The 26701-nt window shown below is 71.5% G+C and carries 26 protein-coding genes; 12 read left to right on the top strand and 14 right to left on the bottom strand.

Annotated features, from left to right (window positions below; all coding sequences use genetic code 11):
* Positions 1–3: 3 nt before the first annotated feature.
* Positions 4–747, bottom strand: a complete 744-nt coding sequence (locus ACIRP7_RS32285; protein WP_352384323.1) for a C4-type zinc ribbon domain-containing protein — start codon at positions 745–747, stop codon at positions 4–6.
* A complete protein-coding gene (locus ACIRP7_RS32280; protein ID WP_403666401.1) occupies positions 744–1583 on the bottom strand; it encodes a Nif3-like dinuclear metal center hexameric protein in 840 nt (279 codons plus the stop codon). The genes ACIRP7_RS32285 and ACIRP7_RS32280 overlap by 4 nt, the downstream gene beginning before the upstream one ends.
* A gap of 187 nt (positions 1584–1770) precedes the next feature.
* On the opposite strand from ACIRP7_RS32280, the gene ACIRP7_RS32275 reads away from it, so the two are divergent.
* Together ACIRP7_RS32275 and ACIRP7_RS32270 are read left to right on the top strand one after the other, a co-directional pair.
* On the top strand, positions 1771–3189 hold the full coding sequence (locus ACIRP7_RS32275) for a hypothetical protein (RefSeq protein WP_403666399.1): 1419 nt from the start codon (positions 1771–1773) through the stop codon (positions 3187–3189).
* A 96-nt stretch (positions 3190–3285) separates the two neighbouring features.
* Positions 3286–3438, top strand: coding sequence for a hypothetical protein (locus tag ACIRP7_RS32270; protein ID WP_352383280.1), 153 nt, complete (start codon positions 3286–3288; stop codon positions 3436–3438).
* Between the two features lie 57 nt (positions 3439–3495).
* On the opposite strand, the gene ACIRP7_RS32265 is transcribed toward ACIRP7_RS32270, so the two are convergent.
* Genes ACIRP7_RS32265 through ACIRP7_RS32255 form a run of 3 tightly spaced genes read right to left on the bottom strand, consistent with a single transcriptional unit; the run spans position 3496 to position 6449 of the window.
* The gene (locus ACIRP7_RS32265) at positions 3496–4446 is read right to left on the bottom strand and encodes a 3-oxoacyl-ACP reductase (protein ID WP_403666397.1); all 951 of its coding nucleotides are present in this window, start codon (positions 4444–4446) and stop codon (positions 3496–3498) included.
* Between the two features lie 9 nt (positions 4447–4455).
* On the bottom strand, positions 4456–5532 hold the full coding sequence (locus ACIRP7_RS32260; protein ID WP_403666394.1) for a Zn-dependent alcohol dehydrogenase: 1077 nt from the start codon (positions 5530–5532) through the stop codon (positions 4456–4458).
* A 32-nt stretch (positions 5533–5564) separates the two neighbouring features.
* Positions 5565–6449, bottom strand: a complete 885-nt coding sequence (locus ACIRP7_RS32255; RefSeq protein WP_403666391.1) for a MaoC/PaaZ C-terminal domain-containing protein — start codon at positions 6447–6449, stop codon at positions 5565–5567.
* A gap of 318 nt (positions 6450–6767) precedes the next feature.
* Between ACIRP7_RS32255 and ACIRP7_RS32250 the strand changes: the two genes are divergently transcribed.
* Positions 6768–8153 (top strand): sensor histidine kinase, encoded by a 1386-nt coding sequence (locus ACIRP7_RS32250; protein ID WP_403666819.1) that lies wholly within the window; start codon positions 6768–6770, stop codon positions 8151–8153.
* Positions 8154–8255: 102 nt separating this feature from the next.
* Positions 8256–8888: a response regulator gene (locus tag ACIRP7_RS32245; RefSeq protein WP_403666816.1), complete on the top strand. Its 633-nt coding sequence runs from the start codon at positions 8256–8258 to the stop codon at positions 8886–8888.
* 402 nt (positions 8889–9290) lie between these two features.
* Here the strand turns inward: ACIRP7_RS32245 and ACIRP7_RS32240 are convergent, their stop codons facing one another.
* From ACIRP7_RS32240 to ACIRP7_RS32230, 3 genes are read right to left on the bottom strand one after another with little or no spacing between them, the layout of a single operon-like run.
* Entirely contained in the window at positions 9291–10061 is a 771-nt protein-coding gene (locus ACIRP7_RS32240) for a hypothetical protein (RefSeq protein WP_403666388.1), read from the bottom strand.
* Positions 10062–10090: 29 nt separating this feature from the next.
* A complete protein-coding gene (locus ACIRP7_RS32235) occupies positions 10091–10630 on the bottom strand; it encodes a SigE family RNA polymerase sigma factor (protein WP_403666385.1) in 540 nt (179 codons plus the stop codon).
* Positions 10631–10681: 51 nt separating this feature from the next.
* Positions 10682–12115, bottom strand: coding sequence for an MFS transporter (locus tag ACIRP7_RS32230; RefSeq protein WP_403666382.1), 1434 nt, complete (start codon positions 12113–12115; stop codon positions 10682–10684).
* Positions 12116–12252: 137 nt separating this feature from the next.
* Here ACIRP7_RS32230 and ACIRP7_RS32225 point away from each other — a divergent pair, with 137 nt between their 5' ends.
* The 6 genes from ACIRP7_RS32225 to ACIRP7_RS32200 all read left to right on the top strand — a co-directional run bounded on the left by ACIRP7_RS32225 (position 12253) and on the right by ACIRP7_RS32200 (position 18319).
* A complete protein-coding gene (locus ACIRP7_RS32225) occupies positions 12253–13986 on the top strand; it encodes an MFS transporter (RefSeq protein ID WP_403666379.1) in 1734 nt (577 codons plus the stop codon).
* Positions 13987–14330: 344 nt separating this feature from the next.
* On the top strand, positions 14331–14984 hold the full coding sequence (locus ACIRP7_RS32220; protein WP_403666377.1) for a class I SAM-dependent methyltransferase: 654 nt from the start codon (positions 14331–14333) through the stop codon (positions 14982–14984).
* A gap of 36 nt (positions 14985–15020) precedes the next feature.
* Positions 15021–15914, top strand: a complete 894-nt coding sequence (locus ACIRP7_RS32215; protein ID WP_403666374.1) for an N-acetylmuramoyl-L-alanine amidase — start codon at positions 15021–15023, stop codon at positions 15912–15914.
* 85 nt (positions 15915–15999) lie between these two features.
* Positions 16000–16860: a hypothetical protein gene (locus ACIRP7_RS32210; protein WP_403666371.1), complete on the top strand. Its 861-nt coding sequence runs from the start codon at positions 16000–16002 to the stop codon at positions 16858–16860.
* 114 nt (positions 16861–16974) lie between these two features.
* Positions 16975–17985, top strand: a complete 1011-nt coding sequence (locus tag ACIRP7_RS32205) for an LLM class F420-dependent oxidoreductase (RefSeq protein ID WP_403666368.1) — start codon at positions 16975–16977, stop codon at positions 17983–17985.
* A 40-nt stretch (positions 17986–18025) separates the two neighbouring features.
* Positions 18026–18319, top strand: a complete 294-nt coding sequence (locus tag ACIRP7_RS32200) for a hypothetical protein (protein WP_403666365.1) — start codon at positions 18026–18028, stop codon at positions 18317–18319.
* A 37-nt stretch (positions 18320–18356) separates the two neighbouring features.
* Here ACIRP7_RS32200 and ACIRP7_RS32195 read toward each other — a convergent pair whose 3' ends face one another.
* The 3 genes from ACIRP7_RS32195 to ACIRP7_RS32185 are packed head-to-tail and all read right to left on the bottom strand — an operon-like array spanning position 18357 to position 21552.
* On the bottom strand, positions 18357–19427 hold the full coding sequence (locus tag ACIRP7_RS32195; protein ID WP_403666362.1) for a prenyltransferase: 1071 nt from the start codon (positions 19425–19427) through the stop codon (positions 18357–18359).
* Positions 19424–20158: a class I SAM-dependent methyltransferase gene (locus tag ACIRP7_RS32190; RefSeq protein ID WP_403666359.1), complete on the bottom strand. Its 735-nt coding sequence runs from the start codon at positions 20156–20158 to the stop codon at positions 19424–19426. Before ACIRP7_RS32190 ends, ACIRP7_RS32195 begins: the two co-directional genes overlap by 4 nt.
* Positions 20152–21552 (bottom strand): glycosyltransferase family 4 protein, encoded by a 1401-nt coding sequence (locus ACIRP7_RS32185; protein WP_403666357.1) that lies wholly within the window; start codon positions 21550–21552, stop codon positions 20152–20154. Before ACIRP7_RS32185 ends, ACIRP7_RS32190 begins: the two co-directional genes overlap by 7 nt.
* 254 nt (positions 21553–21806) lie before the next feature.
* On the opposite strand from ACIRP7_RS32185, the gene ACIRP7_RS32180 reads away from it, so the two are divergent.
* Positions 21807–22430 carry a TetR family transcriptional regulator gene (locus tag ACIRP7_RS32180; RefSeq protein ID WP_403666814.1) on the top strand — a complete coding sequence of 208 codons (624 nt, stop codon included), beginning with the start codon at positions 21807–21809 and terminating at the stop codon, positions 22428–22430.
* A gap of 101 nt (positions 22431–22531) precedes the next feature.
* On the opposite strand, the gene ACIRP7_RS32175 is transcribed toward ACIRP7_RS32180, so the two are convergent.
* From ACIRP7_RS32175 to ACIRP7_RS32165, 3 genes are all read right to left on the bottom strand, one after another.
* Positions 22532–23395 carry a tetratricopeptide repeat protein gene (locus ACIRP7_RS32175; RefSeq protein WP_403666354.1) on the bottom strand — a complete coding sequence of 288 codons (864 nt, stop codon included), beginning with the start codon at positions 23393–23395 and terminating at the stop codon, positions 22532–22534.
* Between the two features lie 318 nt (positions 23396–23713).
* Positions 23714–23947, bottom strand: coding sequence for a ferredoxin (locus tag ACIRP7_RS32170; RefSeq protein WP_403666351.1), 234 nt, complete (start codon positions 23945–23947; stop codon positions 23714–23716).
* A gap of 6 nt (positions 23948–23953) precedes the next feature.
* On the bottom strand, positions 23954–25411 hold the full coding sequence (locus tag ACIRP7_RS32165) for an aldehyde dehydrogenase (protein ID WP_403666348.1): 1458 nt from the start codon (positions 25409–25411) through the stop codon (positions 23954–23956).
* 168 nt (positions 25412–25579) lie between these two features.
* On the opposite strand from ACIRP7_RS32165, the gene ACIRP7_RS32160 reads away from it, so the two are divergent.
* The gene (locus ACIRP7_RS32160; RefSeq protein ID WP_403666345.1) at positions 25580–26605 is read left to right on the top strand and encodes an MBL fold metallo-hydrolase; all 1026 of its coding nucleotides are present in this window, start codon (positions 25580–25582) and stop codon (positions 26603–26605) included.
* Positions 26606–26701: the final 96 nt, after the last annotated feature.

Genomic DNA, 26701 nt, shown 5'->3' with positions numbered 1-26701 from the left:
CGCCTACAGACCCGACTCGGACGTGCGGACCAGGATGCGGCGGCAGTTCTCGCAGCGCACCACGGTGTCCGGCGCGGCCGCGCGGATCTCGTTGATGTCGGTGATGGCGAGCTCCTGGCGGCAGCCCTGGCAGGTGCGCTGGTACAGCTTGGCCGCACCGATGCCGCCCTGCTGCGCGCGGAGCTTGTCGTAGAGCTTGAGCAGGTCGGCGGGGACGGAGGCCGCGATGACCTCGCGCTCCTTGGTCGCGGAGGCGATGTCGCCGTCGAGCGTCTGGAGGGCCGCGTCCCGGCGGGCGGTGGCGTCCTCGATCTTCGACTGGACGGAGGCGACCCGCTCGGTCAGCTCGGCCACCCGCTCCTGCGCGGACTCCAGGCGCTCCATGACCTCCAGGACGACGTCCTCGAGGTCGCCCTGGCGCTTGGCGAGGGAGGTGATCTCGCGCTGCAGGTTCTCCAGGTCCTTGGGCGAGGTCGCGGCCCCGGAATCCAGGCGCTGCTGGTCGCGGGCGGCGCGCTGGCGCACCTGGTCCACGTCCTGCTCGGCCTTGGTCTGCTCGCGGGCGGTGTCGCTCGCCTCGGTCTGCGCGGCCACGAGCAGGTCGCGCAGCTGGGTGGCGTCCTTGGTGAGCGACTCGATCTCGGCGTGCTCGGGCAGTGACCGGCGCTTGTGGGCGAGCTGCTGGAGGCGGACGTCGAGGTCCTGGACGTCGAGGAGTCGGATCTGGTCGGCGGGCGCGGCGTTCAGTTGGGGGCTCCAGGTGAAGGGGAGTGGCTGGTCCAGGGGTCGGTGACCGTCTTGGAGACGTGCACGCGCAGGTTCCAGCCGTGGCGGTCGGAGATCTCGTCGAGCTGGGCGGCGGCCAGCTCGCACCAGGGCCACTCGGTGGCCCAGTGCGCCGCGTCGAGCAGCGCGAGAGGACTGTGGGCGCGGGCCTCGGAGACGGGGTGGTGGCGCAGGTCCGCGGTGAGGAAGGCGTCGACGCCGGCCGCGCGGACCTGGTCGAAGAGGCTGTCGCCGGAGCCGCCGCTGACGGCGACCGTGCGGACGGTGGCCTCGGGGTCGCCGGCGACGCGGATGCCCTGCGCGGTGGCCGGCAGGCGTGCGGCGGCTCGCTCGGCGAGCTCGCGGACGGTCGTCGGGGGGTCCACCTCGCACACGCGGCCCAGCCCCCGGCGCCCTTCCGGGTCCGTCGGGTCCGGCACCAGCGGCCCTACGACACGGAGGTCGAGCGCGCCGGCGAGCGCGTCCGAGACGCCCGGGTCGGCGGTGTCCGCGTTGGTGTGGGCCACGTGCAGCGCGATGTCGTTCTTGATGAGGGTGTGGACGACCCGGCCCTTGAAGTGCGAGGCCGCCACGGTGGTCGTACCGCGCAGGTAGAGGGGGTGGTGGGTGACCAGCAGGTCCGCGCCCAGCTTCACCGCCTCGTCGACGATCTCCTGGACCGGGTCGACGGCGAAGAGGACCCGCGTGACCTCCTGGTCGGGTTCGCCCACGACTGTGCCGACCGCGTCCCAGGACTCGGCCCGCTCGGCGGGCCACAGGTTCTCCAGCGCGGCGATGACTTCAGACAGACGGGGCACGGGGAAAGGCTACCTGCCTGGCCTGTCCCGCTGAACCCGAGCTGCCCACGGCTGTCCCGCTCAGCACAGTCGCCCCGGTTTCCTCAGGCGAATCGTTCCTGGGCCACCCCTTTGTGTGAAGCGGAAGCCCGCCCGTCCCACGTCTGTGCGTGCGAAAACTAGTTTCGTCGCCGGAGGTGACCGGACGATGACGGCGTGTGCCATCGAACCTGCGGCGGCGAACGAGGAGAACGCCGAGGACGCCGAGAGCGCGGACGGGGAGACCCCGCGGACGGAGGACGCGATCACCGAGGACGGGCAGACACCGCGGAGCGGGAACGACCGGCAGACACCGGAGAGCGGGAACGACCGGCAGACACCGTGGACCAGGAGCGACGGGCAGACACCGGAGACCGGGAACGGGGAGACCCCGCGGGCGGGGTGTGTGATCACCGTCGACGGCTCCTACGCGGCCCGCCTCGCCGGGCACGGCGAGTCCTGGTTCCCGGAGCGCTGGACCCTGGACGGCCCCGAGCCCTACGCGGTGCCGTTGCCCGGCAACCAGCCCGAGGAGCCCGGCACCGAGGTGCAGCCGATGGGCGACGGGCGGGTGCTGATCAGGCGGTTCGCGGACGGGCGGCACGCCTTCTCGCTGCTCTACCCGACCGGGCCGCAGACCGGCGAGCTGCCGCTGGGCGCGGTCGAGTGCCCGGACGCGGGGACGGTCCTACGGCTGCTGCCGCCGGCTCCGGGCGGTGAGAAGGCGTACGCCCTTGCCGTGGGTCCGTACTCCAGTGCGGTGTGGCTGGTGGCGGGCGGTGCCTTCGGGCCGGAGCATCTCGCGGAGGTCCCGGGGCGCTGTTCGGGCGGGGTGTGGCTGGACCGGGCCGGGCGGATGCTGGCCCTGGACCGGGAGGCCGGCGGGCGGACCAAGGCGGTCGTGGTCGATCTGGAGCGGGGCGGGGAGGTGTCGCCGCTGCTGCAGATCGCCGACGGCAGCGACGACCGGCTGCTGCTGGCCGACCCGGACAGCGGACTGCTGCTGATCTCCTCGGACGCACCGTCGCCGGGGTGCGCGCGGCTGGGTTGGGGGGTGCTGGGCAGCACACTGCCGGTGCGCTTCCCGGAGTGCCTGCGGGTGCCGGGCTGCGCGGTGACGCCGTTCGCGATCCAGCCGGGGCAGGTGCTGATGCCGGAGAGCTGCGGGGTGGCGCTGCGCGTCGACGGCTCGATGGGCAGCTGGCTGGGCGTGTGGCGGCCGGCCGGCCGGCAGGTCCTGCATCTTCCGGCGCCCGAGGGGTGGTTGGCGGGTGCCGGGCTGTGGACCGAGGACGGGGAGCTGCTCCTGCCGTACGCCACGCCGGACGCGCCGTGCGGGGTGGCGCGGTGGGCGGCGGCATCGGGGAACGGGGCCCTCGCCGGGGAAGCGGAGGGCCCGGGGGGAACGGGGGACGCGGGGGGCGCGGGCCCGGAGGATCCGGAGGGCGGTGGTGGCGACGGCAGCAGTGGCCGTGACGGTGCCGGCGTCACGGTCGCGCAGTCGCCCGAACCGGGTCCTCCGGAGCCCGTCGTGGCACGCCCTGTGCCCCTGCAGCAAGCCCCGTTGGGCAGTCTTGTAACGAAGTAGTGCCGGTTGGTCCGGCCACCTGGATTCGCCCTGTGGTGTGCCGGTTAAACTCCCCCCGCTGTAAGAAAGATCATGTTGACGGGGTGAATTACTTCCATGAGCGACGCCAGCAGGAACCAGTCGACCGCCGACGTCCAGGAGTCCACGGGCCACGGTAGGCACCGGGGTCCGGTCTCGGTCCAGGACAGCGACACGGCCCCCCGCGGCCGTCACCGCAAGTCGGTCGAGCAGACCGAGGCCGCGGCCTGAGGTCGGACGACGACACACGGCCCTGTTTTCCTTACGGGAGACAGGGCCGTTGCGCGTCTACTCCCGTTTGAGTCCCAGCACTTCGGCCGCCGCGAAGGTCTCCCCCGCCGGCCGCCGCGCGTAGTGGGGGGTGAGCAGGGCGTCCAGTTCGTCGTAGGTGAAGGTGTCCTGCTTGCTGTCGAACTTCGCCTGCACCCGGGGCCGTTCGACGATGGTGACCATCCCTCCGTGGACAACGAGCAGCTGGCCGTTGACGCGCTCGGCGGCGGGTGAGGCCAAGTAGCCGACGAGTGGGGCGACATGCTCGGGGGCGAGGGGGTCGAGTCCCGACTCGGGCTGCTCGAAGCCGGCGCCCGAGAAGACGTCCTCGGTCATCCGGGTGCGGGCACGCGGGCAGATGGCGTTGGCGGTGACGCCGTACTTGGCGAGGGCGAGGGCCGTCGAGGTGGTGAGCCCGACGATCCCGCCTTTCGCCGCCGCGTAGTTGGGCTGCCCGGCGGACCCGGCGAGGAACGCCTCCGAGGAGGTGTTCACGATACGGCCGTACACCGGCCCGCCCGCCGCCTTGGACCGCTCGCGCCAGTGCGCGGACGCGAACCGGGTGGTGTTGAAGTGGCCCTTGAGGTGGACCCGGATCACCGCGTCCCACTCGCCCTCGGTCATGGAGAAGATCATGCGGTCCCGCAGGATGCCCGCGTTGTTGACGAGGATGTCGAGCTTGCCGAACTCCTCGATCGCCAACTCCACGAGCTGCCGCGCCTGTTGGTGGTCGGCCACGTCCCCGGTGTGGGCGACGGCCCGTCCGCCCGTGGCCCTGATCTCCTCGGCGACCTGCTCGGCGGGGCCCGCGGAGGCCTCGCCGGAGCCGTCCCGGCCGGGCTGTCCGAAGTCGTTGACGACCACGGCCGCGCCGAGCCCGGCCAGCTCCAGCGCCTCAGCGCGGCCAAGACCCCGGCCGGCGCCGGTGACGATCGCCGCGAGCCCGTCGAGTGGCAGTGGCAGGGTCATCGCGGACCCTCAGATCTCGATGGACGTACGGAGTGAGGTCCCCGAGCGCATCTGGTCCAGCGCCTCGTTGATCTCGCTCAGCGGCACCCGGTGGGTGATCAGGCCGTCCAGGTCGACGCGGCCGGCCCGCCACAGGGCGATGGTCCGCTCGTAGGAGCGCAGGACGTCCCCGCCGCCGTACAGGGACGGCAGGATGCGCTTCTCGTCGAAGAACAGCTCGAACATGTTGAGCTGGAGGTTGTCGTCCATGGCGCCCGCGCCGACGATCACGAGGGTGCCGCCGCGCCGGGTGGTCTCGTACGCCGTCCTGGCGGTCGCGGACTTGCCGACGACCTCGAAGACGTAGTCGAAGCCCTCGCCCGCGGTCACCTGCTGTTTGGCGTCGGCCAGTTCGTCCGGGGAGACGGCCCGGGTGGCGCCGAACCTCAGGGCGGCCTCACGGCGGGAGGCGACCGGGTCGACGGCGACGATCTCGGCGGCGCCCTTGAGGCGGGCGCCCTGGACGGCGGAGATGCCGACGCCGCCGCAGCCGATGACGGCGACCGAGGAACCGGCCTCCACGTCCGCGGTGTTGAGCGCGGCGCCGAGCCCGGTGGTGACCCCGCAGCCGATGAGCGCCGCGATGTCGAAGGGCACGTCGTCGGGGATCGGCACCGCGCAGCCCGCGTCGACGACGACCTCCTCGGTGAAGGTGCCGGTGCCCGCGAAGCCGAACACATCGCCGCCGGGGCGCCGGAAGTTGGGAGTGCCCGCGTTCATGAAGCCGGCCAGGCACAGTTCGGTCTGGCCCCGCTTGCAGGCGGGACAGACGCCGCAGGCCGGCAGCCAGCAGACGACGACCCGGTCGCCCGCCTTCAAGTGGCTGACGCCTTCCCCGACTTCGACGATCTCTCCGGCGCCTTCGTGTCCGGGCACGAACGGCGCCGGCTGCGGGAGGACCCCGGCCATCGCGGACAGGTCCGAGTGGCACAGTCCGGTGGCCCGTATCCGGATCCGCACCCTGCCGGGTCCGAAGCCCACCGCCTCGACGTCATCGAGGACTTCGAGCTTTTCCTGGCCGATCTCGTGCAGTACGGCTGCGCGCATGGTGCGGGCTCCCCTCGTACGGCGTTCTGGGTTCAGGAGTGTTCGGAGTGGTCGACGACGGTGTCGGCGAGGACGGGCGCGTCGTCGCGCTCCACGGCGGTGACGGCGACCCGGGTGGACCGCGGGGTGTGCCACATACGGATCCGCAGGGTCTCCCCCGGGTACACGACCCCGGCGAACCGGGTGACGTACGACCGCACCCGGGTCACGTCCCCGCCGAGCAGCGTGTCGACGACCGCCTTGAGCGTGATGCCGTAGGTGCACAGCCCGTGCAGGATCGGCCGCTCGAACCCGGCGACCTTGGCGAACTCCGGGTCGGCGTGCAGCGGGTTCCAGTCGCCGGACAGGCGGTAGAGCAGGGCCTGGTCCTCGCGGACGGGGCGTTCCACGGTCCGGTCGGGTTCGCCGGTGGGGGGTTCGAGGCGGGCGGAGGGTCCCCGGTCGCCGCCCCAGCCGCCCTCTCCCCGTACGAAGATCTGGGCGTCGTTGGTCCACAACGGGCCCTCGGTGTCGGCGACTTCTGTCCGCAGGACCAGGACGGCCGCCTTGCCCTTGTCGTACACGGCGGCGATGCGGTGGGTGGCGGTCGCGGTGCCCTGGGCGGGGAGCGGGCGGTGGACGATCAGTGACTGGCCGCCGTGCAGGACCTTGGCGAGGTCGACGTCGATGCCGGGCATGGACAGTCCGCTGATCACTCCCGGCGATCCCGAGCCCGCCACCGTGGCGAAGCTCGGCAGGACGTGCAGCCGGGATTCGAGGGTGTAGCGCAGTTCGTCCGGGTCGGTGGCGGGGCTGGGTTTGCCGGGATGCGAGCCCGCCCCGATGCCGAGGTGGTAGAGCTGGACGTCCTTGGTGTTCCAGGAGATCTCGCCGGTCCGGGGCTCGGCGGCGAGGGCCTTGGCTGCGTCGATGGGCATACGGCTCCTGACAGGGGCTCGGTCAAGACCTCGGTCAAGACCTCGGTACGGCCGTCCGCACCGTCGGCCGCACCGAGGTCGTCGCGGGCCGATCTAGAACGCGTTCCAGTCCGGCGCCCTCTGTATAGCCGAGCCCACCGCACTTGTGAAGGCTCCTGACGGTGTGTCAGGTGGCTGCCTGGTGGGCTGTCCCGGGTTCCGGCGCCGTGACATTTGTACTGCCCAAGTCCGTACACGCACACCTGCCGGGCGGACTTCGCGATCCGTAGCGTCTTCGGTATGACAACAGGAGACACGAGCGGGTTCGGGGGAACGGTCATGGTCTGGTCGCGCAAGCTCTCGCACCGCGTGGGCGAGGTCCGCGAGGGGGTCCGCGAGGCGCGGAGGCACCAGCGGGACTGGAAGGCGAACAAGGCATGTTTCAAGGCCGAGTACAAGGCGGCGCAGGAGGCCGGAGAGGTCCACACGAAGGCGGGCCTGGGCAGCGGGTTCGGTCTGCTGCCGTGGCTGCTGTTGGGGATGGGCGCCTTCTCCAACCTCTTCCAGGGCAAGGCCGCGAACCCCTGGATCGGCGGCCTGGGGCTGCTCACGTTCAACTCGCTCTACATCTACGTCGCCTTTCGCGCCTTCCACAAGGAGACCCGGGACGCGGTCTCCACCCGGGTCGCCCTGGTGCTGATGGGACTGGTCACCTGCGGTCTGGCGGTGGGGTACGGCGGCAACTGGCTGCTGTTCTTCCCCCTGCTCGGGCTCGCCACGGGCGCGGTCGTGCGGCTGCCGCACCTGCGGTGGGTGGGAGCGGTCGTGACGGTGGTCGCCGGCGCGGCCTCCGTCTTCCGCGACGGCTGGGGCGGACTCGACACCGCGTACGCCACCTGGATCTCCACGATGGTGACGGCCGCGATCCTGTCCCTGTCCGAAGCGGTACGGCAGTTGCGGGAGGCCCGCGAGGAACTGGCCCGGCGTGCGGTCGAGGAGGAGCGGCTGCGGTTCTCCCGCGATCTGCACGATCTGCTCGGGCACACGCTGTCGGTGATCGTGGTGAAGTCGGAGGCGGCCCGGCGCCTCGCCCCACGCGATCTGGACGCGGCACTCGTCCAGGTCTGCGACATCGAATCGGTCGGCCGCCAGGCGCTCACCGAGATCCGTGAGGCGGTGACCGGCTACCGCGAGGGCAGCCTCAGCACGGACCTCGACCGGGCCGCCTCGGCTCTGCGCGCCGCGGGCATCGAGCCCGTCGTCCACCGCTCCGGTCACCTGCTCACCGCCCAGACCGAGGCCCTGCTGGGCTGGGTGGTCCGCGAGGCGGTGACCAACGCGGTCCGGCACAGCGGGGCGGAGCGCTGCGAGATCTCCGTGCGGGGCTCGGCGGAACGGGTGCGGCTGAGCGTCCGGGACGACGGCCCGGGGGCGGCGGCCACGGGGCCGAGCGTGGGTGAGCGCGCCGCCCCTGAGGACGCCGCCACCGTGCATGCCCCGGTCATCGGCGGCACCGGTCTCAAGGGGCTCACCGAGCGGTTGGCGGCGGCCGGTGGATGGTTGGAGGCCGGGCCGGGGCCACGGGGAGGGTTCGTGGTGCGGGCCGAGTTGCCGGTCGAGCTGCCGGTCGAGTCGGTGGAACCGGCGCGAGCCGGTGAGCCTGCGGGGGCGGGCGCGGGGGCGGGGGCCGCCGGCGGATCCCGGATCGGTGACGCGGCCCGGTGACGCGGGCACGGGGCCGCCGACTCCTCGTTTCCCCTGTGCACTCCACTCTTCAGTTCTCAAGGATCCGGAGCGCCGCCCCCCTACTCTGGGGCCGTGAACGAGATGCCCCGGGACCACCGGCCCGCCAAGTCCATCCGCGTGCTGCTCGCCGAGGACCAGGGGATGATGCGTGGGGCGCTCGCGCTGTTGCTCGGGATGGAGGCGGACATCGAGGTCGTGGCGCAGGTCGCGGCCGGGGACGCGATCGTGGACGCGGCGCTCGTCCACCGCCCCGACGTGGCGTTGCTCGACATCGAACTGCCGGGGATGAGCGGTCTGGACGCCGCCGCCGAACTGCGCGACCAGGCGCCGGACTGCCGGGTGTTGATCCTGACCACCTTCGGAAGGCCGGGTTATCTGCGTCGGGCCATGGAGGCGGGTGCCGCAGGTTTCCTCGTCAAGGACGGTCCCGTCGAGGAGTTGGCCGCCTCGATCCGCCGGGTGCTGACCGGCGAGACCGTGATCGACCCCGCCCTCGCAGCGGCCGCCCTGAGCGCCGGCCCGAACCCCCTCACCGCCCGCGAGTGCGATGTCCTCAAGGCCTCCGCGGACGGCGCGACGGTCGCCGACATCGCCGGCAGGCTCCACCTCTCCGAGTCCACCGTCCGCAACTACCTCTCCTCCGCCATCGGCAAGACGGGCACCCGCAACCGAATGGAGGCGGTACGGGCGGCCCGGCAGCAGGGGTGGCTTTGAATCCGCCCCTCCCTGAAAGGAAGGGGATTCCTGGCTCAGGCCGCCTCCTGGAGCAGCGCTCCAGAAGGACGGACGAGCATCACACGTGCGGAGTTCTTGTCCCGTGGAGACACAGTTCCGCACACGGTGCAGGTGTAGGTGCGCTCACCCAGCGACAGGCGATGCTTGGCTCTCGCATCGCAGCCCCTCACGGTCTCCGGCCAGAACACTGGTCCGTCCCGAACCCTCCGAAGGACCGTACGTACGACAGTCGCACAAACGCACCCCGATCCCACAGACACCACCCGACCAGCGATCACCGGCTCATACGGCGACGCTCCGCGTCGCGACACCCGGATGCGATTCCTCCCCGGCGTGAACGCCGAGGCCTCCTCGCAAGAAACAGGTAACCCCGGCCGCTCCCTACTCGACCACCTCCGCCGTCTTGTACTCGGTGCCCTTGGGTGCCAGGCAGACGAACCAGTTGTAGGGGGAACCCGCCGCCGACCGGATCGCCGGGACGTCGGTGCCCGTACCGGAGCCGGCCTTCTCCACCACTGTCGCCGTGTCGTTCGTCCAGGCGCAGAGGACGCGCTGGGCGGTTTTGGCGACATAGCCGATGACAAGGCGGACGTCCTTCGTGTCGCCGCGTTCCAGGGGGAGGGAGCCGGACATGAGATCCGTGCCGGTGAGGGTGTCCGTCGCGGGGACCGTGTTCTCCATGACCTTCGTGGTCCGGCCGCCGTAGTCGCGATAGACGAAGTAGGTGATCTTGCCGATCAGGTCGGAGGCCTTGTGGGCATCCGGCGGTGTCTCACCTCGCAGCGCCATGGCGGCAAGCTGGGAATCGGCCTGTCGCTCGTCACGCGGGGCCGGCCACATGTCGAGCAGAACCCGCCACTTGGTGCCCTGGTCGGTACCGGTCGCCAGTGTGGTGCGCAGGGCCCTGGACGGGTCGGCGTCGGCCGAAGCGGACGGCCGGCTCGCCACCTGCCCGCCGTCCCCGCCCGGCAGCCCCGCCACCGCGAGCGTCGCCGAGGACCCCGCGAGGACCAGTGCCGTGGCCGCGGCCACCGCCCAGCGGCGGGCTCGGCGCCTGCGGCCCCCGCGGAGTACCGCCTGGTAGGGGGCTATGCCGATCTCCACCCCGTCGGTGGCGTCGGCCAGCAGGAGGGCGATGTCGCTGTCACTCATGTCGTGGCTCTTCTCCCGGTCCGCGCTCATCACTTCCGCCCTCCCTGGGTCGCCATGTCGGCCAGTGCGGGTATGGCGCGAAGTTTCGCGATCCCCTTGGCCGCGTTGCTCTTCACCGAGCCGACCGAGCAGCCCATCGCCTCGGCCGTCTGTGTCTCGGTGAGGTCCTCCCAGTACCGCAGGACCACCGCCTCCCGCTGCCGCGGCGGCAGTTGGGCCAGCGCCGTCAGCAGGGCGCCGCGGTCGTCGGCCTGGGCGATGCGGTCACCGGTGTCGGCGACCTCGCGCACCAGGCCGAAGTCGTCCCCCCGCGCCAGGAACTCCCGGAGCTTCCTGCGGTGCTTGCGTGCATGCGCGTTGATCATCACGCGCCGTACATACGCCTCCGGATCGTCCGCCGAGCCGACCCTGCGCCAGGCCACATAGGCCTGTTCCAGGGTCGACTGGACCAGGTCCTCCGCGGCGTGCTGCTCCCCCGTGAGGAGAAATGCCGTCCGCATCAGCCGTGGCCAGCGGCCGATGACAAAGCTCTGGAACTCCTCGTCCCGAGCCTGTTTCCGATCCCCCATGGGCACCTCCTAGATGTCTGAAGGAGTCCATGGGCGGCCCGGACCGTTGCCTCAGTTCGCGGAGATCTTTCTCGGCAGCCACGCCACCATCAGCACCACCCCGGCGAGCAGCACCCCTGTCCCCACCCGGAACGCCAGCGCGTACCCCTCCGTCAGCGCCTCCGGCGAAGCCGCTCCCCCCGTCCGCGCCGCCGCCAGCGTCGACAGGACGGCGAGCCCCAGCGAGCCCCCCATGGTGCGCGAGGTGTTGACCAGCCCCGACACCAGCCCGGCCTCCCCCGGCGCCGCCCCCGACGTGGCCAGCGAGGCGAGCGGCGTCGTGGCGAGACCGGCGCCCAGCATCATCAGGATCCCGGGACACATGATCGCGGTCACATAACCGCCGTCCGCGGTCATCGTCGACTGCCAGGCGAACCCGGCGACCGCGACCGCCGTACCGAGCACGGCCACCCACCGCGCCCCGAGCCGGCGCATGAAGCGCGGGGCGAGTTTCGAGCCGACCACGATCGCCAGCGAGGTCGGGATCAGTGCGGCTCCGGCGGCCAGGGGCGAGTAGCCGAGGACGTTCTGTGCGTACAGCGTCATGAAGTACCACATGGAGAACATCGCGGAGCCGCTCAGGAACATCGCCGCGTTCGCCGACGCCACCGCCCGCACCCTGAGCAGTCCGAGGGGCATCAGCGGGGCGGCCGTACGGGACTCGACGACGAGGAAGCCCCCTACCAGCGCGAGTCCGGCGGCCAGCGGGACCACGGTCGCGGCCGCCGTCCACCCCTCGGCCTCGGTCTGCGAGATGCCGTACGCCAGTACCGCGAGCCCCCCGGTGATCAGCAGCGCTCCCGGCAGGTCGAGGCGTCGCCCGTCCCCGCTGCGGCTCTCGGTCAGCCACAGCAGGGAGCCCAGGAGGACCAGCGCGCCGACGGGCACGTTGATCAGCAGCACCCAGCGCCAGGACAGGGTGTCCACCAGGAGTCCGCCGACGAATCCGCCCGCGGCGCCGCCACCCGCTCCCACGGCCGTCCAGGTGGCGATGGCCCGGGCCCGCGCGGCCCCCTCCGGGACGGTCGACGTGACGATGGTCAGCGTCGCGGGCGCGAGCACCGCCGCGCCCAGGCCCTGCACGGCCCGCGCGATCAGCAGCTGGGCGTCCCCCTGGGCCAGCCCGCCGGCCAGCGAGGCCACGGTGAACAGCCCGAGCCCGACCAGGAACATCCGCTTGCGGCCGTAGAGGTCACCGGCCCGGCCGCCGAGGAGCATGAACCCGGCGAAGGCGATGGAGTAGGCGTTCACCACCCACTGGAGTCCGGATTCGCTCATGCCCAGGTCGGCGCGCATGGACGGCAGCGCCACATTGACCACGGACACGTCGAGCACGACGAGGAACTGGCCCGCGCACGCCAGCGCCACCACCAGCCAGGCGGGCGGGGCCGACCGGGGACGGCGGGGTCTGCGGGCGACTTCAGCGGCTTCGAGCATGGCCGCCATGCTCTCAACCCCGCCTCCACTTCCCCAAGAGAATATAAAGAAATCGTTAGTACGCCGAAGCATCGGAATAGTTGCCCGTGCATACGTAGTTCAAGCCACACGTAACCCGATCTTCCAGGCCCGGAGGCCTCCCTCACATGACGCACACGCCGACCGACCAGCCCACCCGGAGAGCGTCCGGCGCTGTCGTCCCGGTGCTCGCCTTCGCGGGCATCGTGGTCGCGGTGATGCAGACCCTGCTCGTCCCGGTCATCAAGGACCTGCCGCAGCTGCTGGACACCGCGCCGAGCAACGCCACCTGGGTCCTGACGTCCACCCTGCTCTCGGGCGCCGTCGCCACCCCGATCATGGGCCGCCTCGGCGACCTGTACGGCAAGCGCCGCCTGCTCATTTTCAGCCTCGCCGTGATGGTCGTGGGCGCCCTGGTCAGCGCCCTCACCAGCGACCTGCTCACCATGATCGCCGGCCGCACCCTCCAGGGCTTCGCCATGGGCGCGATCCCCCTCGGCATCGGCCTCATGCGGGACATGCTGCCCCGCGAGAAGCTCGGCTCCGCCATGGCCCTGATGAGCTCCTCGATCGGCGTCGGCGGCGGCCTCGCGCTGCCCCTCGCGGCCCTGATCGCCCAGCACGCCGACTGGCACGCCCTCTTCTACGGCGCCGCGGGCATCGGCGCGCTCGCCATCGCCCTCACCCTGCTCGTCGTCCCCGAGTCCCCGGCGCGCGCCGAGGGCACGTTCGACGTCCTGGGCGCGATCGGCCTCTCCATCGGCCTGGTCCTCTTCCTCCTCCCGATCACCAAGGGCAGCGACTGGGGCTGGACCTCGGGCACCACGCTCGGCCTGTTCGCCGCGTCGGCCGTCGTCCTCCTCCTGTGGGGCGTCATGGAGCTGCGCGTGAAGGCCCCCCTGGTCGACCTGCGCACCACGGCCCGCCCCGCGGTCCTCTTCACCAACCTGGCGTCGATCATGGTCGGTGTCTCGTTCTACGTCGTCTCGCTCGTCCTTCCCCAGCTGCTCCAGCTCCCGAAGGCGACCGGCTACGGCCTCGGCCAGTCGATGGTCGTCGCGGGCCTGCTGGTCGCTCCGCTGGGCCTGACGATGATGTTCACCGCCCCCGTGTACGCCCGGCTGTCGGCGAAGTACGGCCCCAAGGTCACCCTCATCCTCGGCATGCTGATCATCGCGATCGGCTACGGCGCGGGCCTCGGCCTCATGAGCGCCGCCTGGCAGAGCCTGGTCATCGCGGTGGTGCTGGGCGCGGGCATCGGTCTCGCGTACTCCTCTCTTCCCGCCCTGATCGTCGGCGCGGTCCCCGCCTCGGAGACGGGTGCGGCGAACGGGCTCAACACGCTGATGCGCTCCATCGGCACGTCCGTGTCGAGCGCCGTGATCGGGATGGTGCTGGCGAACACGGCGAACAACGTCGGGGGCGTCGCGGTACCGACCATGCACGGGTTCCGGGTGTCCTTCCTGATCGCGACCGGCGCGGTGGCGGTCGGGCTGCTGATGGCCCTGTTCCTGCCGAAGCCGAACCGTGCCCCGCAGCTGCGGGCGAGCAGCGAGGAAGAGGCGAACCTGGAGCAGGCCGAGGCGGTACTGCGAGGGTTCCGGGGCCGTGTCCTCGACGCCTCCGGTGCTCCGGTCGCCCGCGCCAAGGTCACGCTGATCGACCGGCGCGGGCGGCAGGCGGGGGCGACCCTGTCCGACGAGGACGGCACGTACGTACTCGGGGTGCCGAGCGGGGGCGCGTACGTGCTCGCCGCACGGGCCGCCGGCCACGGTCCCCTGGCCTCTTCCGCCACCCACGCGGGCGACGAGCGCGCGATCGCCCTCGACCTGGCCCTGCCGGGCGAGACGGTCACCGCCTGACCGACACGAAGCCGGCCCACATCCCCGCCCCACTTCAGGGGGCGGGGATGTGTCGCGTCGGGGGTGCCCGGAAGGCCGTAGGGCCCCTGGCGCCGATTCCGATCCAACCCACGTCCGCCCCGCGGCCCTGCTCGCGCTCGTCGAACCCACCACGTCCGCGCCGACCGGGGCAGGCGCCATCAGGTCGCTCGCCGCGATCAGCGCGTGCCCCCACAACACATTCCCGACCCCCTGTCCCCCGGCGGGCGGAGGGTGCGGCAGCATGGGGCGTCCGGAGGGGCGTACGGCGGCTTGGCGGTCGTACGACGTCTGCCCCGCCCGTACGACCGAGAGGAACCCACCCCATGGCCGCGGCCGCACCCAAGCCCGAGATCCTCGCCGCCTTCGAGGCCGCCAAGGGGTTCATGCCCCTGGGTGAGGGGCTGGCCCTCTACGCGGCCGCTCTGGAGGCCGGGCGGCTCGGGCTGCCGCTCCTGGAGGTCGGTACGTACTGCGGCCGTTCCGCGATCCTGCTCGCGGACGCCGCCCGCGAAGCCGGTGTCACCGCGCTGACCGTCGATCATCACCGCGGCAGCGAGGAGCAGCAGCCGGGGTGGGACTACCACGACCCGGAGACGGTGGATGCCGAGCTGGGGCTGATGGACACGCTGCCCACGTTCCGCAGGACCCTGCACCGGGCCGGGCTGGAGGAGCACGTGGTCGCCCTGGTCGGCCGTTCTCCGCAGATCGCGAAGGTCTGGGGCTCGCCTCTCGGCCTGGTCTTCGTCGACGGCGGTCACACCGACGAGCACGCCAACGCCGACTACGAGGGCTGGGCCCCGCACCTGGCCGAGGGCGGGCTGCTCGTCATCCACGACGTGTTCCCCGAGCCGGAGGACGAGTTCACCGGGCAGGCGCCCTACCGGATCTACCTCCGGGCCCTCGACTCCGGCGCCTTCACGGAGGTCTCGGCGACCGATTCGCTGCGGGTGTTGCGGCGGACGCGGGCGGGGATGTGAGAGCGGGGCCGCAGGGGCAGCGTTAGAGTCGCAGACGTGTCGTACGCAGGCCCTGAATTCGATTCCTCCCAGCCCCGCCGCCCCCGGCGCCGGCCGCTGACCTTCGCTCTCGCCGTGCTCGTGCCGGGCGCGCTGCTCGGATGGCTGGTGTACGCGGGGGTGAGCGGGGCGGCCGACAACAACGGGACCACGGCCGCGTCCACAAGGGCATCGCCGACCGTCTCCTCCACCACCGCCGAGGACAAGAAGCCGCTCGGCTCACTCCGGGGCAAGGTCGTCGTCATCGACCCCGGACACAGCCCCACCAACTTCCGGCACACGGCCGAGATCATCCGCAAGGTGGACATCGGCACGAACCGCAAGGAGTGCGACACCACGGGGACATCCACCAACTCCGGTTACGCGGAGGCCAAGTTCACCCTCGACGTCGCCCGTCGGCTGCGCACGCTGCTGGAGCAGCAGGGCGCGACGGTGAAGCTGACGCAGGACGGCAACCGGCCCTACGGCCCCTGTGTGGACGAGCGGGCCAGGATCGGCAACAGGGCGAAGGCCGACGCGGTGGTGTCGATCCACGCGGACGGCGCGGGGGCCGGGCAGCGTGGCTACCACGTGATCCTCCCGGGCCGCGTCCACCAGGGCATCGCCGACACCCGCCGGATCGTCGTCCCCTCCGCCGCACTCGGCAAGAGCATCGCGCACGACTTCGGACGCAAGACGGGCACCGCCCCCTCCAACTACATCGGTCACGGCACCGGCCTGGACACCCGCACGGATCTGGGCGGCCTCAACCTCTCGAAGGTTCCCAAGGTGTTCATCGAATGCGGCAACATGCGTGACAGCAAGGACGCGGCCCTGCTCACGAGCGGGGCCTGGCGGCAGAAGGCCGCGCAAGGAATCTCTGAGGGATTGGTGAGTTTCCTGCGCGGGTGACGATCAGCGCGCGGATCCCGTCGTACGCTCCGCCGGGCGGGCGATAGGGTCTACCGACGACGAGACGACCTACGAAGGACTTGAAGTGAATATCCGCTCCCTCACTCGAGGCGACGGCGTGGTGATCGGTGCAGCGGTGGTGCTGTTCATCGCGTCGTTCCTTGATCTGTACTCGGTCGACGGCGCCCCCGACGACGCGGACCTTCCCACCGCTTGGGCGAGCGGTCCGGTCGTGATGGGGGTGGTGCTCGCGGGCATCATCGGCGCCGCCCTCGTCGTCCTGTCGCGCGGCCTGCCGCAGCTCCCCAAGGTGGCGGGCCTCGACCTCGGCCAAGTGGGCACCGTGTTCACGGTGTTCGCCGCCTGGAGCGCGTTCGGGAACGTCTTCGACCCGCTGAGCGCCGCGGACTACGGCTCCAGTTCGGACACCGTCAGCGCCGGAATCGGCCTGATCCTCGCTCTCGTCGCCACCCTGGTCATGGCCGCGGCCGCCGTCGCCACGCCTCTCGTCCCCGCCCTCCAGGCCGGTCTCGTCCCGGCTCCCAAGCCGCCCCAGCCGCAGCCCTACGGCGCCCAGCCGCCCGGTGGTTACGGCTACCCGGGTGCCCAGCAGCCGGGGCAGCAGGGGCACCCGGGCCAGCCCGGTCAGCAGGGACAGCAGGGTCAGCAGCCGTACGGCGGTCAGCCGCAGCCGGGGCAGCCCTTCGGCGCGCAGCCGCAGCCGCAGGCCCCGCAGCCGCCGGCGGCGGAGTTCTCGCCGTTCTGGTTCGCGGTGCCGGTGCCGCGTCCGCTGTTCGCGGAGGACGGTTCGCCGACGCCGATCGCCGAACTCGCCCCGGGCACCTGGTACCTGGCGGTCGAGCAGCGCGGTCCGGCTCTGGTCGCCCAGACGCAGGACGGCCGCCGTGGCGTGCTGCAGGACACGAGCGGCATCCAGCGCGGCTGACCCTTCCTCGCGGTCCCCAAGGTCGTAGGACGGCCCCTCGCCCCTTCCGGGCGGGGGGCCGTTGCCGTACATTCGCCAGCGGCTCGGAGAACTGACATACCGTCAGGAGGCGTCGTGCGACTCGGTCTTGCGCTCGGCTACTGGGGCCGCGGCCCCTCCCCCGACCATGTGCCGCTGGCCCAGGAGGCGGAGCGGCTCGGCTATCACTCGGTGTGGACGGCCGAGTCGTGGGGGTCGGACGTGTTCACGCCGCTCACCTGGATCGCGGCGCGGACGTCAACCATCAGGCTGGGTACGGCTGTTGCGCAGATGGCCGCCCGCTCGCCCACCACGACCGCCATGCACGCCCTCACCCTGGACCATCTCTCCGGCGGGCGGGTCATGCTCGGTCTCGGGCTGTCCGGGCCGCAGGTCGTCGAGGGCTGGTACGGCCGCCCGTTCCCCAAGTCGCCGCTGACCGCGACCCGGGAGTACGTCGACGTCGTACGGCAGGTCCTTCGACGGCAGGCGCCGGTCGAGCTGGACGGCCGCTTCCACTCCCACCCCTACCGGGGCCCGGACGGCACCGGGCTCGGCAAGGCGCTCAAGCCGATCACCCATCCCCTGCGCGCCGAGCTGCCGATCCTCCTGGGCGCCGAGGGACCGAAGAACGTCGCCCAGACCACCCGGATCGCGGACGGCTGGCTGCCGTTGTACTGGTCGCCGAACCGGCCCGAGGTCTACGAGGCCTCGCTCGCCGAAACACCGGAGGGCTTCCTCATCGCTCCCATGGCCCAGGTGCGGGTCTGCGACGACGTGGCCGAGGGACTTCTGCCCGTGAAGACGATGCTCGGATTCTACATCGGCGGGATGGGCCACGCGGCCCGCAACTTCCACGCCGATCTGATGGCCCGCATGGGGTACGAGGAGCAGGCGCGCCGGATCCAGCGGCTGTTCCTGGAAGGCCGCCGCGAGGAGGCCGTGCTCGCCGTGCCGGACGCGTTCGCCGACGAGATCTCCCTGGTCGGCCCGCGCGAACGCATCGCCGAGCGGCTGGAGTCGTGGCGCAAGGGGCCGGTGACGGACCTGTTGGCGCTGGCCCCGGACCGGGAGTCGCTGCGGGTGCTGGCGGAGCTCAACGCGTGACGCCAGGTTTCGCCGGAGAATTCGCGGCCATTCGAACACCATGTCCACTCATACGCGCCGTGGTGCCAACTCAGCCGGGACGGTCATAGCGGTCGTCGCCGACATCATGGCCCTCATCCTGGGCCTGTGGATCCTGCTGTACCTGCTGGACGCCAACCGTGCGAACGACTTCGTGCAGTTCATCCACGATGCCGCTCGCTGGCTCGCCGGCTGGTCCTACGACCTCTTCACGTTCGACGAGGCCTGGGCCCGGGTCGTCGCGGGCTACGGCCTGGCAGCGGTGGTCTACCTGTTCGTGGGCCACGCCATCGCCAACCGCGCCCACCGCCACTGAGACCGGCCGGGTTCTCAACTGAGGCCCGACCGGGTTCTCAGGGGCAGCAGTCCGGGTCGAGGCCCAGCGGCAGACGCTCCCCGCTGAACACCGCGCAGGTGGCCTCGTGGCCGCCCAGGGCGGCGACGGCCAGCAGCAGCGACCCCGCCGTCCAGGTGGTCAGCTCCCGCGGCCACACCGCCCGGTCCTCGAACACGTACCCGGTCCAGTACAGGCCGCTCTCCGCGTCCCGCAGGTGCTGGATCGACTGGAGGATGTCCAAGGCCCGGTCGGACTCGCCCATGACCCACAGCGCCAGGGCGAGTTCGGCCGACTCGCCGCCCGTGACCCACGGGTTGGGGACGACACAGCGCACCCCGAGGCCGGGTACGACGAACCGCTCCCAGCCCTCCTCGATACGGGACTTGGCCTCCGCGCCGGTCAACGCCCCACCCAGGACCGGGTAGTACCAGTCCATGGAATAGCGGTCCTTGTCGAGGAAGCGTTCGGGGTGCCGACGGATCGCGTGCCGCAGTGCACCGACCGCCAACTCCCAGTCGGGCTGGGGCTCTTCGCGCTGTTCGGCGATCGCGAGCGCGCAGCGCAGCGCGTGGTGGACGGAGGAGGACCCGGTGAGCAGCCCGTCGGTGAGGGCGCTGCCGTTGTCCTCCCGCTTCCATCCGATCTGCCCGCCCGGCTGCTGGAGCCCCAGGACGAACTCCATCGCGGCGTACACGGTCGGCCACATGCGGTCGAGGAAGGTGTCGTCGCCGGTGGACAGGTAGTGGTGCCACACGCCAACGGCTATGTAGGCGACGAAGTTGGTCTCGCGCCCGCGGTCGGTGACGTCCGCGAAGTCCCCGTCCTGGTAGGCGGCGTACCAGGACCCGTCCTCGTTCTGGTGCCGGGCGAGCCAGGTGTACGCCCGCTCGGCCGCCTCGTGTTCGCCCGCGGCGTCCAGTGCCATCGCGGCCTCGGTGTGGTCCCACGGGTCCAGGTGATGTCCGCGGAACCACGGGATCGCCCCGTCCTCGCGCTGCGCGGCCAGGATTCCGGCGACGGTCGCGGCGGCCTGCTCGGCGGTGAGGACCCCGGGCAGGACGAGGTGTTCTGTCCGGGGAGTGGTCACTTGGCGTCCACCCGCGGCAGGTGCGGCTTGGTCGCGTACGCCACGAAACTCTTGCCGATCAGTGGGTTGAGCGCCTGTTCGGCGACCCGGGTGGCCAGCGGTTTCTTCATGATGTCCCAGACCAGCAGCTTGTGGTACGCCTGCACCGGCAGCGCCTTGTCGTTGTCGACGCCGAACGCGCACTTCAGCCACCAGTACGGGGAGTGCAGGGCGTGCGCGTGGTGGCTGCCGTACGGCTTGAGGCCGGCCTCGCGGATCTTCGCGAGGAGTTCGTCCGCCTTGTAGATGCGGATGTGGCCGCCCTCGACCTCGTGGTAGGCGTCGGACAGGGCCCAGCAGACCTTCTCGGGGCCGTAGCGCGGGACGGTGACGGCGATCCGCCCGCCGGGCTTCAGCACCCGGACCATCTCGGCGAGTACGCCCTTGTCGTCGGGGATGTGCTCCATCACCTCGGAGATGATCACGACGTCGAAGGACTCGTCGGGGAAGGGCAGCGCGAGGGCGTCCCCCTCCATGGCCGTGGCGGTGGCCCCTTCCGGCGCCTCCCCGGCCTCCTTCATCGCCGCGAACCACTTGGCGACCTCACGGATTTCGTCGGCGTTCTGGTCCAGGGCCACGACCTGCGCGCCGCGCCGGTAGCACTCGAAGGCGTGCCGGCCGGCCCCGCAGCCGAGGTCCAGGACGCGGTCGCCCGGCGCGAGCGGGAACCGGGAGAAGTCGACGGTCAGCACGTGGCCCTGCTTTCGGGATAGACACCGGTGTCTGTGGTCGGGGGTGCGAGCTCGACACCCCGAGAGGCCGCGGGGCGGCCGGGGAGCGTGGTGGCGGAGCCGGCGATCGCCTCGCGGTACCGGGCTACCGTGCCCTCCGCGGCCTTCGCCCAGGTGAACTTCGCCAGTACCCGCTCACGTCCGGCCCGGCCGAGTCGCGCTCTCAGGTCCGGGTCGCCCAGGAGGCGGCTCAGGGCGGTCGCCAGTGCGCCCGGGTCCCCCGGCGGTACCGCGAGGCAGGTCTCGCCGTCGCGTCCCGCGACCTCGGGGATGGCGCCGCCGGTCGTGGCGACCAGCGGGGTGCCCGTCGCCATCGCCTCCGCCGCCGGGAGTGAGAAGCCCTCGTAGAGCGAGGGCACGCAGGCGACCTCCGCCGAGCGGACCAGGTCGACCAGTTCCGCGTCCGAGATTCCCTTGACGAAGTCGACGGCGCCTTCGAGGCCGTAGCGCTCGATGGTCTGCGCCACCGGGCCCTCGGCCGGCCGCTTGCCGACAACTATCAGGTGCGCCCCGGGGTGTTCGGTGCGGACCTTCGCGAGCGCCTCGACGAGGAAGACGAGGCCCTTGAGGGGGACGTCGGCGCTGGAGGTCGTGACGATCCGGCCCGGCACGACGGGCACCGACGGATCCGGCGAGAACTGGTCGGTGTCGGCGCCGATGTGGACGACGTGGATGCGGTCGTCGCGGACGCCCAGGTGGTCGACTATCTCCTGGCGGGAGGTGCCGGAGACGGTGAGGACCGAGGGGAGGCGGCGGGCCACCCTCTTCTGCATGCGGGTGAAGGCGTACCAGCGGCGCTTGGACAGCCGCTGCCACCGGCCCTCGGCCGCGTCCAGCTCCAGCTGCCGGTCCACGGTGATGGGGTGGTGGATGGTGGTCACCAGCGGTGCGCCGACATCGCCCAACAGGCCGTAGCCGAGGGTCTGGTTGTCGTGAATCACGTCGAACTCACCGCTGCGGGCCCGGAGATGGCGTCGGGCCCGCAGGGAGAAGGTGAGCGGCTCGGGGAAGCCGCCGGTCCACATCGTGGCGACTTCCAGGGCGTCGATCCAGTCGCGGTACTCGTCGCGCCTCGGGGTGCGGAAGGGGTCCGGGGAGCGGTAGAGGTCCAGGCTCGGCAGTTCGGTCAGGCTCAGACCGTCGTACCCGGGGTCGAGGACCGGGTACGGCTGGGAGCCGATGACCTCGACGCGGTGGCCGAGACGGGCCAACTCGCGCGAGAGGTGCCGCACATAGACGCCCTGGCCGCCGCAGAACGGGTTCCCTTTGTAGGTGAGGAGCGCGATACGGAGCGGTCGCTCGCCGTCGACTGCCAGGTCCTCGAAGGCCCCGGCCTGACTGGCCTCAGCGGTCACTCTGCGCCCCCTTCTGACTGCACGGTCCCGCGAGATTACGACGAGACGGTAATCTAGAACAAGTTTCAGACTTGATCGTTCAGGAGGCTCTGAATCTACCGGCAGGTAGGGGTCCTGTGAGCGGTGGATCAGGTGATTCACGCCACGAACACCGCGACCGCGCACCGGCCCGGCATCCTGCCATGCTGTGTGATCGCGAGCCCTCACGGACTGTCACGGAAGCCAAGGTGGACAAGGTGGCCAAGCCGGCCGGAATGGAAGCCAGCAGCGCACGACCCGCCGCGCCACCGCTGACCGAGCGGCAGGAGGCGCGGCGCCGCCGCATCCTGCACGCGAGCGCGCAGCTGGCGAGCCGCGGCGGGTTCGACGCGGTGCAGATGCGGGAGGTCGCGGAGTCCTCGCAGGTGGCGCTCGGCACCCTCTACCGCTACTTCCCCTCCAAGATCCATCTGCTGGTCGCCACCATGCAGGACCAGCTGGAACACATGCACGGCACGCTCCGCAAGAAGCCGCCGCAGGGCGAGACGGCGGCCGAGCGGGTCGCGGAGACCCTGATGCGGGCCTTCCGCGCCCTGCAGCGCGAACCGCACCTGGCCGACGCGATGGTCCGGGCGCTGACCTTCGCGGACCGCAGTGTGAGCCCGGAGGTGGACCAGGTCTCCCACCAGACCACGCTGATCGTCCTGGACGCCATGGGTCTCGAGGACCCGACGCCCGAACAGCTCTCCGCGGTCCGCGTCATCGAGCACACCTGGCACTCGGCCCTGATCACCTGGCTCTCGGGCCGCGCCTCCATCGCCCAGGTGAAGATCGACATCGAGACGGTGTGCCGACTGATCGACCTCACCGAACCGCGGGCCCAGCACCCCAGCACGTGACGTCGGCCCGTTGACGAGCGGCGCCCGGGCCCCTGTTCTCGGCGTGCCGGCGAGAGGGCGTGCCGGGCGTCGCGACCGGGCGAACGTTGCCTGCCCCGGCCCTAGCCGACGGCCGCGAGTCCGCTCCAGCTCCGTCCGGTCACCGTCTTCGCCGCCCACTGCTCCAGCAGCCGCCGGGCCTCCTCCTCGGGGGCGGCGAGGGAGACCTGCTGGGCGCCCGCCTCGACGGCCCGCTCCTGTGCGTGGGTGCCCTCGCTGCAGCAGGCGCACAGCATGCGCACGCTGCTCGCGGGCTCGGCGCCGAAGCCGTGGCCGGTGAACAGCTCGACAAGCGCCTCCAGGTCGGCGGCCTCGCCCGCGGCCACCGTGACCTCCAGGGTGGGCAGTTCGGACGCCTCGAAGAGCAGGAGTTCCTCGAAGACGGGGTAGGCCGAGCCCTCGACGGTCCGCTCGCCCTTCGGTTCGCCGTCGTGGACGACGATCTCGCCGTAGCGCCGTCCGCCCGTCACGGGCACGCTGACGACACGGCCGCGGGTCGGGCACAGCCGCTCGATCCAGACGACCTCGCGCTCGCCGCCGGTGTCGAGGCGCACGCAGGCGTACCCCAGGCGGGCCTCGATCTGCCCTTCACCGTCCGGGAGTTCGATGCCGAAGCCGGCCCAGGCGTCCCTCGCGGTCGCCCAGTCGCGCTGGATCGTGGCCGCGATGCCGAGGTTCCAGTACGCCGGGTCGCCCTCGCCGCGCGGGGAGCGGGCCGCGGCCTCCTTGCCCAGCTCGTACGCCTTGGCCCAGTTCCGCAGGAATTTGTGGGCGAGTGCGGCGTCGTACCACCACACCGCGCTCGCCTTCAGGTCCGGGAAGTGCGCGAGCACCCGCTCGTACAGTTCTGCGGCGCGCAGCCACTCCTCGGCGTCCCAGGCGGCACGCGCCTGCTCGATCAGCTTCCTGGCCTCGGACTTGTCCACCCTTGCCCACCCCTGCGATGTCCTGACGACGACCGCAGGAGCGTAAGCCCTCACACCGACGGGGAGCACATGAGGGACCTACGGGGCGGGTTCCCTTCGCCGGTATGGTCCGGATCAGGTTCTCGGGGTCGCCGTCGAGCCTTCCCGCTGCTCTCCGGCCTCTCAGCCCTACCGTCGACGTCGGCCCTGGCGGAAGCCTTCACATCTCGCCTGAGTCGGCTACTTCGGTCGGACTCCCTCACTCGCCTCGTAGGCCTATGTCCAGAATAGAACGCTCGTCCGGGAATGAACCCCCTCACATCATGATTTTCTCGGCCTCTACTCCTCGGGCGGGAACACCGGCTCCCCGCTCTCCAGCAGCGTGATCGTGATGGCCTCCACCGGGCAGTTCTCCGCCGCCGCCAGGATCTTCTCGTTGGCGTCGGCGTCCGGGTCGGCGGGGTGGGACTGGCGGGCGGTGTCCAGGCGGAAGCCGCCCGGGGCGGTGTGGACGCACTGGGCGGAGCCGATGCACAGGGAGCGGTCGACCTCGACGTGCCAGCGGTCCCCCATCGCCCTTCACCCCTCCCAGCCGGCCGGCAGATGGATCATCTTGTGCTCCAGGTACTCGCCGTAGCCCTCCGGACCGAACTCCCTTCCCAGACCGGAGCTCTTGTAGCCGCCGAAGGGGCCGAGCATGTCGAGGCTGAAGGTGTTGACGGAGTAGGTGCCGGTACGGACCTGGCGGGCGACCTCGATGCCGCGCTCGACGTCGGCCGTCCACACACTGCCGGAGAGGCCGTAGTCCGAGTCGTTGGCGATCTTCACGGCCTCGGACTCGTCGCCGTAGGGGAGGAGGCAGATCACCGGGCCGAAGATCTCCTCCCGCGCGATCCGCATCGAGTTGTCGACGTCCCCGAAGAGTGTCGGTTCGACGTACCAGCCGCGGTCCAGGCCGGCCGGGCGTCCGCCGCCGGTGAGGATCTTGGCGCCCTCCTCCTGGCCGATCCTGATGTAGTCGAGGTTGCGGCGCTGCTGGCGTTCGGCGACCAGGGGGCCGACCTGGGTGGCCGGGTCGAGCGGGTCGCCGACGACCAGGGAACTCGCCGCCGCGGCGAGGGCTTCGGCGAACTCGTCGTACCGGGAGCGGGGCAACAGGATGCGGGTCTGGGCCACGCAGGCCTGTCCGTTGTTCATCCAGGCGCACGGGACGATCCCGGCGACGGCCGCCTCGACATCCGCGTCCGGCAGGACCACGGCCGCCGACTTCCCGCCCAACTCCAGTGTCACGCGCGTGAGGTTGCGGGCGGCGACCTCCATCACGCGCTTGCCCGCGCCGACCGAACCGGTGAAGGAGACCTTGTCGATCCCCGGGTGCCCGACCAGGTACTCGCTGACCTCGCGGTCGGCCGGGAGGATGGACAGGACACCCTCCGGCAGCCCGGCCTCCTTGGTGATCTCGGCCAGGATGTACGCGTCCAGCGGTGACTCGGGCGACGGCTTGAGCACCACCGTGCAGCCGGTGAGCAGCGCGGGCGCGAGCTTGGCGGCGGCGACGAACTGCGGGACGTTCCACGGCACCACGGCGGCCACGACCCCCACCGGTTCACGGCGCACGAGGATGCGGCCGAGGACTCCGTCACGCCGCTCCTCGTACGTGAAGTTCCGTGCGACCGTGATCGCCGAGTCCCAGACCATCATCGCGCCGAGGGCCTGCGCGAGGACGCTCCAGGAGTACGGGGAGCCGTTCTCGGAGGAGATCACGCGGGCGATCTCCTCGTGCCGGACCGCGATGGCGTCCTTGATCCTGGTGACGACCTCGATGCGCTCGTCGAGCGACATCCGCGGCCAGGGGCCCTCATCGAAGGCGGTGCGGGCGGTGGCGACCGCCGCGTCCACGTCCGCGCGCGAGGCGTGCGGCACCCGTCCGAAGACCTCCTGGGTGTGCGGGGAGATCACCTCGATGACGTCCTTGCCCAGGGGGTCGGTCAACTCCCCGCCGATGAACAGCTGTCCGTGTTCCACGAGCTCGGTCATGGCGAACGCCTCCCAGGGGCGGCTTGCTGACGAACCATCAGATACGGAACTGATACCAGTTCCCCCCGGAGGAGTCCACGGGCCGCACACCGCGACTGTTGGTCACCTCGGGCTACCGTCGAAACCCGTTCTAGTTATAGTGGCGAGAAGCCGGTGATTGGGGAACTCATGGCGCAGGTGCACGACCATGGCGGCGGCGTCCGGTCCGTCCAGGTGCCCATCCCCGACAACCCCCTCGGCCACACGCTGGTGTACGTCGTCGACACCGACCGGGGGCCGGTGCTGGTCGACACCGGCTGGGACGACCCGGACTCCTGGGACACCCTCGCCGAGGGGCTGACCGCGTGCGAGACCGGCGTGGGCGAGATCCACGGCGTGGTCATCACCCACCACCACCCCGACCACCACGGGCTGTCGGGCAGGGTGCGGGAGGCCTCCGGCGCCTGGATCGCGATGCACGCGGCGGACTCCGCGATCGTGCGGCGCACTCGGGAGACCCGGGCCGAGCGCTGGTTCACCTACATGACGGCCAAGTTGGTGGCCGCGGGCGCCCCCGAGGACCACGTGGCGCCGCTGCGCACCGCCCGCCGCCGCCAACTCCTGGGCTTCTCCCCCGCGTTGCCCGACCGCGAGATCGTCCCCGGCGAACTCCTCGACCTCCCCGGCCGCAGACTCCGCGCCATCTGGACCCCGGGACACACGCCGGGCCATGTCTGCCTGCACCTGGAGGAGGAGCACCCGGCCCGGCTGCCGGGCCACGGGCGGCTGTTCTCCGGCGATCACCTGCTCCCCGAGATCACCCCGCACATCGGCCTGTACGAAGACCCCGACGACGCCACCGTGACCGACCCCCTCGGCGACTACCTCGACTCCCTGGAACGCGTGGGCCGGCTCGCCCCCGCCGAGGTCCTCCCCGCCCACCAGCACGTCTTCACCGACGCGAGCGCCCGGGTACGGGAGTTGCTCACCCACCACGAGGAACGTCTCACCGACCTGCGCTCCCTGCTCGCCGAGCCCCTCACCCCCTGGCAGCTCGCCGTGCGCATGGAGTGGAACCGGCCCTGGGACCAGATCCCCTACGGCTCACGGAACATCGCGGTCTCGGAGGCCGAGGCACATCTGCGGCGGCTGGTGAAACTGGGGCGCGCGGAGGCGGTGACGGGGAGCGATCCGGTGACGTACGTGGCCGTCTAGCTGTTCTGTCCTGGGAGGTTGTGGACAGGTGAGCCAGGTCTCGACTGAGGGATCTTGAACGGATGAGGGCCTTCCGGTTCGGTGTGGATTGCGACG

Origin of the sequence: Streptomyces sp. NPDC102270, from assembly GCF_044766405.1 — a bacterium.
Taxonomy (GTDB): Bacteria; Actinomycetota; Actinomycetes; order Streptomycetales; family Streptomycetaceae; genus Streptomyces.
Note: the sequence above shows the minus strand (reverse complement) of the source record. Positions and strands in the feature narration are given on the sequence as shown.